Source organism: Pseudoalteromonas sp. B62 (assembly GCF_037162565.1).
Lineage (GTDB): Bacteria > Pseudomonadota > Gammaproteobacteria > Enterobacterales > Alteromonadaceae > Pseudoalteromonas > Pseudoalteromonas fuliginea.
Map to the genome: position 1 here is coordinate 707,898 of NZ_JARLVB010000002.1, position 14,822 is coordinate 722,719.

At 39.2% G+C, this 14,822-nt stretch carries 11 protein-coding genes and 3 pseudogenes; 9 read left to right on the top strand and 5 right to left on the bottom strand.

Annotation, left to right across the window (positions count from 1 at the left end; all coding sequences use genetic code 11):
• The first annotated feature begins 232 nt into the window (after positions 1–232).
• On the top strand, positions 233–952 hold the full coding sequence (locus tag P4S71_RS07665) for a spermidine synthase (protein WP_096793927.1): 720 nt from the start codon (positions 233–235) through the stop codon (positions 950–952).
• On the opposite strand, the gene dtd is transcribed toward P4S71_RS07665, so the two are convergent.
• Together dtd and P4S71_RS07675 are read right to left on the bottom strand one after the other, a co-directional pair.
• Complete coding sequence (gene dtd, locus P4S71_RS07670; protein ID WP_096793928.1) at positions 936–1,373, bottom strand: D-aminoacyl-tRNA deacylase; 438 nt, start codon at positions 1,371–1,373, stop codon at positions 936–938. The two genes, P4S71_RS07665 and dtd, sit on opposite strands and share 17 nt — an antisense overlap.
• Complete coding sequence (locus P4S71_RS07675) at positions 1,374–2,279, bottom strand: virulence factor BrkB family protein (RefSeq protein ID WP_008133351.1); 906 nt, start codon at positions 2,277–2,279, stop codon at positions 1,374–1,376.
• A gap of 87 nt (positions 2,280–2,366) precedes the next feature.
• Here P4S71_RS07675 and P4S71_RS07680 point away from each other — a divergent pair, with 87 nt between their 5' ends.
• The 3 genes from P4S71_RS07680 (at position 2,367) to P4S71_RS07690 (ending at position 5,051) form a co-directional block, all read left to right on the top strand.
• A complete protein-coding gene (locus P4S71_RS07680) occupies positions 2,367–3,023 on the top strand; it encodes a DUF2959 domain-containing protein (protein WP_007376214.1) in 657 nt (218 codons plus the stop codon).
• Positions 3,024–3,164: 141 nt separating this feature from the next.
• Positions 3,165–4,256 carry an MBL fold metallo-hydrolase gene (locus P4S71_RS07685; protein WP_096793929.1) on the top strand — a complete coding sequence of 364 codons (1,092 nt, stop codon included), beginning with the start codon at positions 3,165–3,167 and terminating at the stop codon, positions 4,254–4,256.
• A gap of 66 nt (positions 4,257–4,322) precedes the next feature.
• Entirely contained in the window at positions 4,323–5,051 is a 729-nt protein-coding gene (locus tag P4S71_RS07690; protein ID WP_096793930.1) for a CBM9 family sugar-binding protein, read from the top strand.
• Positions 5,052–5,213: 162 nt separating this feature from the next.
• Here P4S71_RS07690 and P4S71_RS07695 read toward each other — a convergent pair whose 3' ends face one another.
• Together P4S71_RS07695 and typA are read right to left on the bottom strand one after the other, a co-directional pair.
• Positions 5,214–6,302 (bottom strand): DUF4917 family protein, encoded by a 1,089-nt coding sequence (locus tag P4S71_RS07695; RefSeq protein WP_096793931.1) that lies wholly within the window; start codon positions 6,300–6,302, stop codon positions 5,214–5,216.
• 218 nt (positions 6,303–6,520) lie between these two features.
• Positions 6,521–8,344, bottom strand: coding sequence for a translational GTPase TypA (typA, locus tag P4S71_RS07700; RefSeq protein ID WP_096793932.1), 1,824 nt, complete (start codon positions 8,342–8,344; stop codon positions 6,521–6,523).
• A 506-nt stretch (positions 8,345–8,850) separates the two neighbouring features.
• Here typA and glnA point away from each other — a divergent pair.
• The 5 genes and pseudogenes from glnA (at position 8,851) to P4S71_RS07725 (ending at position 14,095) form a co-directional block, all read left to right on the top strand.
• The gene (gene glnA / locus P4S71_RS07705; protein WP_007376208.1) at positions 8,851–10,257 is read left to right on the top strand and encodes a glutamate--ammonia ligase; all 1,407 of its coding nucleotides are present in this window, start codon (positions 8,851–8,853) and stop codon (positions 10,255–10,257) included.
• A gap of 114 nt (positions 10,258–10,371) precedes the next feature.
• A pseudogene (locus P4S71_RS07710) lies at positions 10,372–10,900 on the top strand (DUF4124 domain-containing protein).
• A gap of 238 nt (positions 10,901–11,138) precedes the next feature.
• Complete coding sequence (glnL, locus tag P4S71_RS07715; RefSeq protein ID WP_337150403.1) at positions 11,139–12,209, top strand: nitrogen regulation protein NR(II); 1,071 nt, start codon at positions 11,139–11,141, stop codon at positions 12,207–12,209.
• Between the two features lie 14 nt (positions 12,210–12,223).
• Positions 12,224–13,608: pseudogene (gene ntrC, locus P4S71_RS07720) on the top strand (nitrogen regulation protein NR(I)).
• A gap of 29 nt (positions 13,609–13,637) precedes the next feature.
• A pseudogene (locus P4S71_RS07725) lies at positions 13,638–14,095 on the top strand (Crp/Fnr family transcriptional regulator).
• Positions 14,096–14,104: 9 nt separating this feature from the next.
• On the opposite strand, the gene P4S71_RS07730 reads toward P4S71_RS07725, so the two are convergent.
• On the bottom strand, positions 14,105–14,770 hold the full coding sequence (locus tag P4S71_RS07730) for a hypothetical protein (protein ID WP_096793935.1): 666 nt from the start codon (positions 14,768–14,770) through the stop codon (positions 14,105–14,107).
• Positions 14,771–14,822 lie beyond the last annotated feature (52 nt).

Consider the following 14,822-nt stretch of genomic DNA (forward strand, 5'->3'; position numbering starts at 1 on the left):
GTTGTTATATAAGCCGTAAATAAAAATCAAAAAGGCTACGGCGCTATACTAATCATATTGATTATCTACAAGCTAGAAAGCTCAAATAATTAAATCGCTTGGTATTTTTATTGTAAATACCATACTCCATCTTTAAAAAACTGCAAATACGACTTTGGTGATGGCCATAAAATATCTAAAAATTAATAACACAAGGCATTGCCATTTAACGGTGCTAGTTTATGCTGAGAATATGATAGAAAAAATCAATTATATAAATTCGCTGACGGGCTTGCTAAGCGATCAGTTTATTGAGAATAGCCACAGCATTGGTCAGTTAATCTATTGGCATAAATGCAGTGGCGATCACATTCAGATACGTGGTCATGAGCAGTTGCGCTGGTTACTCATTAACGACACACTCCAATCTGTTATTGATTTAAATAACCCGAGTTTATTACTTTTTCCACATTTATTGTGCTTAGGTAAGCACTGGCAAGCTCTTAGCGCGCCAAAAAAGGTGCTAGAACTTGGCCTTGGCGGCGGTGCTATTCGTAATTATTTACAACACAAATACCCCAAAGCACACATAACATCCGTTGAAAAAAACGCTGATATTATTGATTGCTACACTCAATTTTTTTCATCAAATAAAAATGATCAATTACTATGCGCCGATGCACAACAGGTTTTAAAAAGTGCGCAAAATATTGACTGGATTATCTTAGATTTATTTAGCCAAATAGACGCACCTCGATTTTTATTTGAAGAGGCATTTTATAAAAAAATCTACTTGGCTTTAAATAACAACGGTGTGCTATTTATTAATTTTTTATCGCAACATGAGTCGCAATTAAAGCAACTTAAGCAGCTATTACTCGATGTGTTTGGCTGTACAGTCAGCCCGCAAAAAATTACGGGCTACGTGAATCATATTGTCGTGGTAACCAAAAAACTTAAACAGATAAGTTAAACGTAACGGGTCCATCGTTACACAAGCTTACTTGCATATCGGCACCAAACTCACCGGTGGCTATTGTAAGCCCCAACTCTTTAGCTTGAGCAACAAAGTACTCGTAAAGCTCATTAGCTTGGCTTGGCGTTGCCGCAGATGAAAAACTAGGGCGCATACCCTTTTTAGTATCAGCCGCTAAGGTAAATTGCGAAACCACCAGCAACTCACCTTTAATATCTTTGAGGCTTAAGTTCATTTTGTCCTTTTCGTCAGTAAAAATACGATAGTTACTTACTTTGTGTAAAAGCTTATCGGCCGTTTGCGTATCGTCGTGTTTTTCAACACCCAGCAACAACAATATACCTTGGCTAATTTCGCCTACAACTTGATTATTAATTTCTACCTTGGCATGCTTTACGCGCTGTATTAACCCTTGCATTTAAACTGTGTCCTTTACTGTTGGCTTGTCATCTTCAAACTCAATCTCTGGTGTTTCTGGTATTTCATCTGGGCTAATACATGCTGTAAATTCAGCGCCAAGCAAAACAACAACCCACGATAAATACACCCAAACAAACAAAATAGGAATCGTCGCCACTGCGCCGTAAATCACTTCGTACGAAGGAAAATGGCTAATATAAAGTGCAAACCCTTTTTTAGTTAGCTCAAACAAAAGTGCCGCAAATAATGCTCCCGGTATCGCCGCTTTAAACGATACGCGCGTATTAGGCACTAAGGTGTAGAGCATAATAAAGCCCACCATCGAAATACCATACGGCAATAGCTTTAACAAAAACCCGCTAAACCCAGGAATACCCTGATCAGCAAACGATACCAAAGATACAATATAAGAGGTAACACCAATGCTGGCACCAAGTAACATAGGCCCTAAGCTCAAAACCATCCAATATACTGCAAAGGAAATCATCATCGGGCGCTTTTTCTTTATTCGCCAAATGCGGTTTAGCGTGGCATCCACATTACGTATTAGCAACAATGCAATTGCAGCTAAAAAACCAATACCTACTGCGGTCATTTGGTTTGCGTTACCGGCAAAAGAGCTAATATGCTCTCTAATAACATCGGTAGAAGTAGGCACAAAGTTAGTAAACAAAAAGCTCTCAATCTCCATACGAGTGGATTCAAAACCTGGAAAAGCCGAAAATATAGCAACACCCACTGCAATAAGCGGTATCAAAGAAAGTAACGTAACATAGGCTAAATAGCCGGCATTAACCGTTATTTGATCATCTATACAGCGATTAAAATACTGCATCCACCAACTTGGCTGCTGGCGTATAAAGGTCTTAACTTGCTGTTTGTAATTGGAGAGCTTATCATTCATACAATTGACTTGTGCTTATGTGGTTTTGATTATAATAACAATCAGCGCCATAATTTACAGCACTAACACGCGTAAACAGGAATTCAGATGAAAAAACAAACATTACTTAGTGTTTCAATGCTTGTACTAACACTTACTTTGTCAGGTTGCCAAACAGCTTATTACTCTGCAATGGAAAAAGTAGGTATTCACAAACGCGACATCCTTATCGATCGCGTAGAAGAAACCAAAGACTCGCAGCAAGAGTCTCAAGAAGAATTTAAATCGGCACTAGAGCGCTTAACTACTCTAATCGATTTTAATGGTGGCGAACTACAAGACACTTACAATCAATTAAACGACGATTACGAGTCGAGCTTAAAAGCCGCAAACGAAGTATCAACTAACATCAATAAAGTAGAAGACGTAGCAGAAGCACTTTTTGATGAGTGGAGCGATGAGCTAGAGCAATACAAAAGCGCATCACTTAAGCGTGAAAGCAGCAAAAAGCTAACCGCGACTAAGCGTCAATTTGAACAGCTATTACGCTCGATGCGCAGCGCAGAGAGTAAAATGGAGCCAGTATTAACGTCGCTTCACGATAATGTTTTATATTTAAAGCATAACTTAAACGCACAAGCGGTATCGGCTATTAAAGGCGAATTCACTAACCTTAAACGCGACATACAAGTGTTAATGAATGACATGAACAAATCGATTGCCGATTCAAACAAATTTATTGAACAAATGAATAGCGCAGGCTAACTAATATATTACAAACAAACAAAAGTAAGCCTGCAATTTCGCAGGCTTACTTATTTTTACTTTTTGTTACTTTTTAACCACTTATTAATCTAACGTTTTTGGTACACTTTCATAAAATTAGAATTAAAATAAAAAACTACAATGAAAATAAGTATCTTAACTCTTTTGGCTATCTCTAGCTTACTAACCGCTTGCGGAACTGCTAATCACATAGAAAGAATCGCAGGGCCTGATACTGTAGTACCACTACATAAAGATGGTGATCGCGAAGGGCGCTACCATAATCTATACCCAGGCAAAAAAACGTACCCTATTAGTTGTGAAAATGACTGCTATCCAAGCAACACTCATTTGCAATGTGAAGAAGGAAGTGAAAACTGCCAATATATTGCTGGGCAAGTAACTCCAAAATTAAATACCGGATACACTGTTCGCTGGCTTGGCCATGCAGGGTTTATGATCAGCACACCAAACGGGCAGCAAGTGGTGTTTGATCCTGTAAAAGAGCAGTTCGACTCCCCTGTTGATTTAGCCTTTAAACTTGCCTCAGGGTTTTATCGTAAGCCCGGTGACTGGCTAACTAACAGCGAACTAACTAATTTAGATGCCGTTATATATTCTCACCTTCATTATGATCATTTTAATAAAGCAGATATAGCAGAAATAGGTAACAAACCACGCTACTTAACGCCACTGGGAATGGCTGATAACTTCCCAACAGGTGGATTTAACATTAGCGAAATGGCCTGGTATGCAAAAACGAGTATTGACGATTTAGCAATTCATGGCGTACCTGCACATCACTTTAGCAGTCGTATTTCAGTGCCTTTTATTTACGAAGATCACGATAAAGACCTTTGGAATGGCTGGTTACTTGAACAAAACGGTAGCACCTTATTTTTTGCAGGCGATACAGGCTACTCAAAACATTTTAAAGACATACAGCAAAAATACGGCGATATCGATATTTGCTTAATGCCAATCGCTTCTTACTACAGTAAAGACGATCCTAACTGGTACCGTTACGTGCATACCACACCAGAAGATGCACTAAGCGCAGCGCAAGAGCTTAACTGTAAAGTAATGATCCCTTTTGGATACGGCAACTCTAGCTGGAAAATGGGCGACCACAGCACTCATTCAGCCTTGCTGCGCTTATTGCACATGGTTAAAAAAATGGATGCTAAAACACCGCTGTATATTTTAAACGAAGGCGAAAGTATTTCACTGTAACTAATCACTTAGCTACTTTAAGATGGTGTTACATCAATAAAAATACATAATAAGATTGAGAAATTAATGAAAAAATTAGCACTCGCCTTAAGCTTTTTATTAAGCACGCCAGCAATGGCTATTGATGTTGAGCATACATCAACTCCAATTACTGTTGATGGCGTATCAGAAAGCGCATGGGATAAAGCCGCTTGGCACGACATGCCTTATCTAATGGATGGCACACTGCCATCAAACGATGCCGACTTTAAAGGGCGTTATCGTTTATTGTGGGATCAAAACTATTTATACCTACAAGCCGATATTGTGGATGATGTTCTAATAGATACACACGCAGATCCAACCTATAAATATTGGGATGACGATGCGCTTGAAGTATTTATTGATAGCGATGCATCGGGCGGTAACCATCAATTTAATCACACCGCATTGGCGTACCATATTGGCCTTGATAACCAAGCCGCCGATTACGGACCTGATAAAAAAGCCCATTTGTACACCGACCACCTAGTCAGTAACTGGAAGCGCAACACCACCGCGCCCTTTAACATCACCTGGGAAGTAGCGATAAAACTCTACCCTAATGATTATAAAGAAGGGGCTAAAAACACCCCTATTACACTTAGCGAAAAGCAAGTAATCGGCTTTATGCTAGCGTATTGCGATAACGATGGCAGCGACGTGCGCGAGCACTTTATGGGCTCACACGAAGTACAACCAGTAAATGGCGACAGAAACCGTGGTTTTATAGATGCAGACGTATTTGGCAAAATCACCCTACTCCCTAAAAAGTAAGTAACTACCAATAAAATAATTGAACACGTAGGTTGGGTTGAGCGCAGCGAAACCCAACGAAAAAATACCCTACCAACAAACACAGGGCTTTGCGCTATCGGTTTTTTACATTTGGCAAAATTAAATTCCGCAATTCACTAAAAGTAAAATGTGTCCTATTTATCAGTTTTTTACGTAACTTTTAATAACTTTAACGGCTTTAATCGATTCGTTTGATAATAATATCATTTCACCAGGGATTTCTTCTTCAGCTTCGTTCTCATCAGGCTTATTCCAACAGCCAGTACTCGTAGAGTCAAAAAAACATAACTCTTCTAAGCTTAAAGAAGCGAGCTTTAGTTTAATCTTGCTTACTAACACTTGATCGTTTTCGAAAATAGATACAGCAACCTTGCGAACCTTAGATTTTTTAATTTGCATTATAATATGCTCGTCTTGATCACCGAATCCCCAGCCATAAACCACCAAAGTTGAACTAAGTGAAGGTAAAACTTCATAGAAAATACGCTCAAAATAATTACAGCTTGAAATCGCTTCTAACTTATTATTTTTAGTTCCTTCGCATACAAAAGCTGGGGCTAAATTTTCCTGCTTCCATTTCAAAAGAATAGTCTCCAGTAAATTACTATTTTGATTACGAGTTGAAATTTTCCGCTCACTAGAAAAGCCACTACGATACAAAACTAGGTTCCCGTGTGGATAAAAATATAATGTAGCTCCTTGAGATTTATATGGTTTTTCTAATACTTCCCAGTCATTTCGAAATTCTCCATTTTGAAAACAGTCCTTAAACCACGTTCCTAAATTTCTATTTCCGTATTGCGCTGCCCAATAAACAATAAGGTCGTAGTTAAGAGAAATAACTTTATCAAAATGTTTCATAAATAAGTAGATTGGTTCTAAATGTGAACTTGCATCATCATATGATGCATGTGTTGATCGGACGGTTTGAATAAGTGCTTGGCGAACACATTCATAAGCTTCCTCAACCTCACCATGTGGTAATTCTAGCGCCTCATTCACAAGCATCGCCTGCCATAAACGCCTTAATACCAACTCAAAGTCTTTAACATCAAACTTTTCAAATACAGCTTTCACTTCTGGTGTTATATATTTACGTGCTACAGCCTCTTCATACAAAGAATGGTAATTAAAACATGTATTAACAGCTATACTTGCTCCATTGCCCAACAACAGGCTTCCCTGATGATAATCTTCTCTTATGTCATTCCATTGAACTATTTTCGGCATTAACTAAGTCCCTCGCGTTGATAGCTTGGTTTCTACTTCCATAGCTACTTAAAAATATACTCAATCTTTACCAGCATATAATAATGAAAACAATAAATATTTCATACTGAACACTAAAATAGAACGATAACCTATCTTTACCAACCCACCAAACACAAAAAAGCCGCTGTATTTTTCAATACAGCGGCTTTTAAAATCACTTCATTAAAATAAGGTGATTATGCTTTAGGTGCACGACCCGCACGTTTACGTTCGTTTTCTGTAAGGTGTTTTTTACGAATACGAATGTTTAGTGGAGTAACTTCAACTAGCTCGTCATCATCGATGAACTCAAGCGCTTGCTCAAGTGAGTAGTTAAGGTGTGGAGAAAGCGTTTGCGCTTCATCAGTACCAGATGCACGTACGTTAGTTAACTGTTTGCCTTTAAGGGCGTTAACTGTAAGGTCGTTATCACGGTTATGAATACCGATAACCATACCTTCGTATACTTCAACACCGTGACCGATGAATAAACGGCCGCGCTCTTGTAAGTTGAATAATGCGTTAGTAAGTGCTTTACCAGTTGCGTTTGCAATCATTACGCCGTTCTTACGAACACCGATGTCGCCACCTTTGTGAGGACCGTAATGATCGAACGTATGGTACATAAGACCAGAACCCGAAGTAAGCGTCATAAAATCAGTTTGGAAACCAATTAAACCACGGCTAGGGATCATGAAGTCTAAACGCATACGGCCTTTGCCATCTGGAGTCATGTTAGTAAGTTCACCTTTACGTAGGCCAACTTGTTCCATAACAGAACCTTGATGCTCGTCTTGACAGTCAATAGTCACTGTTTCAAACGGTTCTTCTAGAACGCCATCTACAGTACGTAAGATAACTTCTGGACGAGAAACTGAAAGCTCGTAACCTTCACGACGCATGTTTTCGATTAAGATACCTAGGTGTAATTCACCACGACCAGAAACACGGAAGCTATCTGGGCTAGCAGTATCTTCAACGCGAAGTGCTACGTTGTGTACTAATTCTTTGTCTAAACGCTCACGGATATTACGTGACGTTACAAACTTACCTTCTTTACCACAGAAAGGTGAGTTATTTACAGAGAATGTCATTGTTACAGTTGGCTCATCAACACTTAGTGGTGGTAATGCTTCAACGTTTCCTGGGAAACAAACTGTGTCAGAAATCTTAAGCTCACCAATACCTGTTACAGTTACGATGTTACCAGCGTAAGCTCTATCAGTTTCGATACGTTCAAGACCTAGGTAGCTTTGTACTGCGCCAATTTTACCATTACGTGTAGTGCCATCAGCACTGATAATAGTAACTTGTTGGTTAGGAGCAACAGAACCACGTTTAATACGACCAATACCAACTACACCAACATAAGAGTTGTAATCTAGTTGAGAAATTTGCATTTGGAAGTCACCTTCAGGATCTGCATCCGGTGGTGATACTTCTTCAACGATCATCTTGAACATAGGTTCCATGTTCTCTGATGGCTCGTCTAAATCTAGTGTTGCCCAGCCGTTGATTGCTGAAGCGTAGATTACTTTAAAGTCTAACTGTTCGTCAGTTGCGCCAAGGTTGTCGAATAAATCAAAGATTTGATCCATAACCCAATCAGGACGTGAACCTGGCTTATCAATTTTATTGATAACTACGATTGGCTTTAAGCCTTGCGCGAATGCCTTTTGCGTAACGAAACGCGTTTGTGGCATTGGACCTTCTTGAGCATCAACAAGTAATAATACTGAGTCAGCCATCGAAAGTACGCGTTCAACTTCACCACCGAAATCGGCGTGTCCCGGAGTATCTACGATATTGATATGGTAGTCGTTCCAAGAGATGGCTGTGTTTTTAGCCAAAATGGTAATACCACGTTCTTTCTCAATGTCGTTTGAGTCCATCACGCGCTCTTCGTTACCGCCGCGTGTTTCTAATGTACCTGATTGCTCAAGTAGTTTGTCAACCAGTGTTGTTTTACCGTGGTCAACGTGCGCGATAATCGCTATATTTCTTAACTTTTCGATGCTCATATATTTACTCAGAGAAATTAAATTCTCAATGATCCTGCAAGATCTACGCACTCATCTGCGTTTTCACGAGATGTCCAAGCATAGGATTTAAAAGGGCGCATATTATCCCTCATTAATGACATGGATGAAAGTTTATCCAATACAAATTTTAAAACTTTCTCAATACTTTCACTAAGTATCTGTTTTATATATGACAATTATATGAATTAAATTTCGATATTTTTTCGAAAAACAGCCATTTTGGCTATTTTTCCGATCTTTTTGGTACTCTTTTGCATTTAGTTTATGCTAATTTTAAGCGATTAAATTATCAGCAAATTGCACCGTGTAAATATTGCACCAAAAGGGATATTTTACGCACCAAACTAGTGCACCACTATACTGGATTTTATAACAACTTATTTTTTTAATTTATAAACATGCAGTTATAAAAATGGCACAAAATCAGCTTAATAAATGCTAAAGCAATTATGCAGCAATAACAAAACCCCACACTTGGAGGACACATGTCACAATCGGTTTTAGATTTTATTAAAGAAAATGACGTTAAGTTCATTGATTTACGCTTTACTGACACTAAAGGTAAAGAACAACATGTTTCTATTCCTCATCATCAAGTTGATGAAGATTTTTTCGAAGACGGTAAAATGTTCGATGGTTCTTCAATCGCTGGTTGGAAAGGCATTAATGAGTCAGACATGGTTTTATTACCAGATGCAGACTCTATCAAATTAGACCCTTTCACAGAAGAAACAACACTAATTGTTCGTTGTGACGTTGTTGAACCTTCAACACTTCAAGGTTATGAACGTGACCCACGCTCAGTTGCTAAGCGTGCTGAAGATTACATGCGTTCAACTGGTATTGCAGACACTGTGTTATTTGGCCCAGAGCCAGAATTTTTCGTATTTGATGATGTTAAATACAAATCAGACATGTCTGGTTCTATGTATAAAATTGATTCTAAGCAAGCTGCTTGGAACTCAGATAAAGAATATGCAGATGGCAACACAGGTCACCGTCCAGGTGTTAAAGGCGGTTACTTCCCAGTTGCTCCAGTTGATGACTTCCAAGATTGGCGTTCAGCTACGTGTCTAGTGCTAGAAGAAATGGGCCAAGTAGTAGAAGCACATCACCACGAAGTAGCAACAGCAGGTCAAAACGAAATCGCTACTCGCTTTAATACAATGGTATTAAAGGCGGATGAAATTCAAGAAATGAAATATGTTATCCATAACATGGCTCACTTATACGGTAAAACAGCAACGTTTATGCCTAAGCCAGTTGTTGGTGATAACGGCTCTGGTATGCATTGTCACCAGTCACTTGCTAAAGATGGTGTAAACCTTTTTGCTGGTGATAAGTACGGCGGTCTTTCTGAAGATGCACTTTACTACATTGGCGGCATCATTAAGCATGCTAAAGCAATCAATGCTTTTGCAAATGCCTCTACTAACTCGTACAAGCGTTTAGTACCAGGTTTTGAAGCACCAGTTATGCTTGCATACTCTGCACGTAACCGTTCTGCATCAATTCGTATCCCAGTGGTTCCATCTGAAAAAGGTCGTCGTATTGAAGTACGCTTCCCAGATCCAACTGCTAACCCATACCTTGCTTTCTCAGCAATGCTTATGGCTGGCCTTGATGGTATCAAAAACAAGATCCACCCTGGCGATGCTATGGATAAAGATTTATACGACTTACCAGCTGAAGAAGCAGCAGAAATTCCAACGGTTGCAGCATCACTTGACGAAGCACTATCTGCACTTAGCGCAGACCGTGAATTCTTAACTCAAGGTGGTGTATTCACTGATGATTTAATTGATGCTTATATCTCACTTAAATCTAAAGAAGTTGAAAAACTTAACATGACAACTCACCCAGTTGAGTTTGAAATGTACTACAGCTGTTAATTAAGCTGTAAAAAACATGTGTGTTCTCAAGCCCGCTGCTCTGCGGGCTTTTTTAATGGTAAATCAAAGCAATCTCCACTAGAGTAAAGTTACTCTAAAACGCAGGACCGCCGAGTGAATAATTACATTTTATTACTAACAATTACTTTAGGATTAAGTAATTATGGCTATGCTGCTGAAAAAAATATACGCTTGGGAAGATAAAAATGGCGTGTTAGTGTTCTCAGATACACCGCACAAAGGCGCGACGGAGGTAAAGCTTACAAGTCAGCACCTTACAATGCCTGCGACCAATACTGATATTTTAAATAACCAACCTCAACCCCAAAAAGCAGCGTTTAACATTGCTATTTTGTCACCAGAGCATAATCAAACAATTCATGAAAATACAGGCACGGTATATGTTACCAGCCGTATAACACCACGGTTCGAAAGTGGGTTAACAATACAGCTGTTTGTTGATGGTCAAACACATGGCCCTGCTAGTCATGATTCAACCTTTGCTATAAAAGATGTTGAACGCGGTGAACATACATTGCAAGTAAAGCTGTTGAATAATAAAAACCAAATTATTGCCGTGAGCCAACCTTATGTGTTTTTTATGCGCAGAAAGGGCTTAATACCAATACACAATAATACTTGATCAATTTGAGGGCTTAAGCTTGACGCTAACTGTGTTAAAAATTTCTGATATAGAACAACTAAATAACGAATTTTTTGCCCTGTTATCGACACGGTTTTCATACCTCAAAATAGCTCACTTAATTAAGCAGATTGGTATAACATTCAAGAACTAAATTTAAGTTTAAAACTGAGGCGCAGCAGTGCATTTTATTGATATTAATTGCCTGCAAATATTAGCGCACTAAAATGGTGCAACTATGATTAATAATGAAATTTTCAGCCCAGAACTGCTTGACGCTATCTGGCAAAACCAAACAACAGCGGTCATGTTGCTCGATAAAAAATTTACTGTTGTTTATGCTAATACCAGTACGAGTGAGTTACTTGGCCTTGGTACTAAACGCTTGTTAGATCAACCTTTCGATAGCCTTTTTAATTACCATTCTATTGATTTGAAACGTATTGAACAGTATTCATTAATTGATGGCGTTGATTGCCAGCAACATAGAGCTGACGTGGTTTTTAGCGATTCTCGCCATGCCAAGGTAGCAGTCAGCTCAAGACAGCTTAGATTTAAAGACACGTTATATATATTATTAGAATGGCGCCAAACAGATGATGAAATAAAGCACGACCAAGCATCAAACCAAATGCATCAATATCAAGCTGCACGAAACTTAATTCGTGGCTTAGCGCACGAAATTAAAAATCCTTTAGGTGGAATTCGCGGAGCGGCGCAGTTATTGCAGTATGAAGTTGATCAACAAGAAAGAGACCAATGCGCTGAGCTTATCATTGAGCAAGCAGATAGATTGCGCGAATTAGTAGATAGGCTCTTAGGGCCAAATCAGCTACCGCAAAAGTCTTATGGCAATATTCATCAAACCCTAGAGTCGGTTGTCAGGCTAAGTACGTTAGATAATTGTTCTAATATTGGCTTAGTGAAGGATTATGACCCGAGTATTCCTGATGTATATATTGACCAAGGCAAGATACAACAAGTGGTATTAAACATTGTTCGAAATGCCCAACAGGCGCTTGTAGATGGCGGTGAAATAAAAATAAAAACCCGCATAAACCATCAACATCGTCGCCCAGGTAAAGCACCTAAAAAAGCCTTGTTGATCCAAATATCTGATAACGGACCAGGCATTGACCACAGCATACGCGAAACATTGTTCTACCCGATGATCACCAATAAAGAAGGTGGTTCAGGACTTGGACTTTCTATTGCGCAAACGCTTATTGATCAGCATGACGGCTATATTGAATGTGATAGCTGGCCTGGACATACTGAATTTAATATCTATCTGCCCTTTGCAGATTAATGTTTGGAGTTTGCATGAAAACAGTTTGGCTTGTAGATGATGATGCCTCAATTCGCTTTGTACTTGAAAAGGCACTTACCCGAGCAGGGTTTAACACGGAAAGCTTTGCTAATGCGCAAGATGTATTAAGTGCATTAAAGTTTAGCCAACCAGCTGTTTTGGTGTCTGATGTAAAAATGCCTGGCATGGATGGCATGGCTTTACTTGAGCTTATTGCAGAGCAAAACCCTGGGCTACCGGTTATTATAATGACCGCGCACTCAGATTTAGATTCGGCCGTTAATGCCTTTCAAAAAGGTGCTTTTGAGTATTTAGCTAAACCGTTTGATTTAAACGAAGCGGTTGCTCTTGTTGAAAGTGCATTTAGAGCAAACTCTACAAAAAAACTAAACGTAAGCAGGCCCCACCTAAAAGTGCACACATAATTGGTGAAGCACCCGCTATGCAAGAGGTATTTAGAGCAATAGGTAAACTGTCAGCCTCTAGCATGAGTGTATTAATAAATGGTGAGTCTGGCACAGGCAAAGAACTGGTCGCCAGCGCCTTACATAATCATAGTCCACGTAAAGAAAATCAATTTATTGCACTTAACATGGCCGCAATTCCAAAAGAACTTGTTGAGTCAGAATTATTTGGCCACGAAAAAGGCGCATTTACGGGCGCTGATAGTGTGCGTAAAGGGCGTTTTGAACAAGCCAATGGCGGCACGCTTTTTTTAGATGAAATTGGTGATATGCCTCTTGATGTGCAAACACGTTTATTGCGCGTGCTTGCCGATGGTGAATTTTATCGTGTGGGCGGGCATCAAAGCATAAAGGTGGATGTACGCATTATTGCAGCTACGCATCAAAATCTGGAAGATTTAGTTAAACAAGGTAAATTTAGGGATGATTTATTTCATCGTTTAAACGTAGTACGCCTACGCTTGCCAGCTCTTCGGGAGCGCACTGAAGATATTGATCGCTTGTCGCAACATTTTTTGCACAAAAGCGCTAAAGACTTACAAGTAGAAAGCAAAGTACTCAGCCCTAAAGCAACAGAGCAGCTTAAACTCTTTAATTGGCCAGGTAATGTACGTCAGCTCGAAAATACGTGTCGTTGGCTTACTGTGATGGCGCCAGGTGAACTTGTTACAGAACAAGATTTACCACCTGAGATCCTTGATGCCTCGCCAATTCAAGAGGAAGGTGATTGGCTTGATGCATTTCAACAATGGCTTAACCACGAACTTAAACAAGGCAAAGAAAATATTTGGCCCGATATTCAAGCACAACTAGAAACTCGGCTAATAAAAACAGCTCTCGCCAATTGTTCTGGCCATAAACAAGATGCAGCTATAAAAATTGGCTGGGGACGCAACACGTTGACCCGTAAGTTAAAAGAGCGCAATATTAGCTAATTAAACGTGTCTAACAAATTTGGTTATTGATGAAGCTAATCGAACATATTCCATTATTCAAACAAATGGAAATTATAAACAGGCTACACTTTTTAAAGAGTTTACGCTCAACGAACGTCAAATATTATTAGAATCGTTTGGCCTGTTGTATTTAGTTAACCAACAGCAATTTTTATTTAAGCAGTTTGATAACGACAAACATTTATACATTGTACTAAGTGGCGCCCTTTTAGTCTTTAAGCATAATCACTTATTAGAACTAGGTACTATTGAGCCCGGTGAATTTATAGGTGAAGGCGCCTTTATTGGTAACAGACAAAGAAGTACCAATGCCCAAGCTAAAAGCGACACTATCGTACTCGCTATAACTCCTGAAGCATTGACTCGTTTACCTAATGTTATACGTGAAAAAATTAAAGACCGTATTATCGAGGGCATGAGCGAACGAATTGCAAAACTAAGTGAGCATATAGAAACCCACGGTTAACTCTATCACTCAGTCCATATAAACAATTTGTAGTGAGCAATCAAGCCAGTTGGGGTTATTAACGTGAGCTGTAAACCTGTAAGTATCGGATGGTTTGGCGCCAAAGGGCGTATTTATAAGTGGTCGTGAGTGACTGTATGTTTGCGAATAATTTTTGTAATAAATGACAACGTAACCATATAAATACTCCCAACTCAGCCTAACTATTGCGCCACTTGGTAGTGTAAATTCAACATGTTCATTTGCAAATTTGACCGCTAAATCATTGTACTTGTCTTCGCTGCATTGAGTTGTTCGTAACTTTTTAGGCATAACAAAGGTTGTACCCGCCACTGCATTTTTTAGATAAAATCCTATATTGCCATCACCATAAAAATGATTTGAACGCGTTGAATAGTTAACTTGTGGCTCGTAACCTAGCCCCTGCATAATAGTAGCTAACTTCTCAGTCTCTTTTGGGTAAATTTTGTCACTTGATAAGAGTAATGTGGCTTCACTAAACTCTGATGGAATTGCCAGCTCAACATATTCATAAGGGAGCGATTGTGCTTTTAGCGCAGCATCGAGCTGATTGCGCTGTTCATCTTGCAAGTTTTCACTAAATACATACACGGTAGGTTGTTGGCACGCAGCTAATAGTAATGCCAACACACATATTAAAATTCCATTTTTCATAGCTACCCCTTTTTGATTACAATTGTAGTCTACTGAAGGTAACTATTTATGG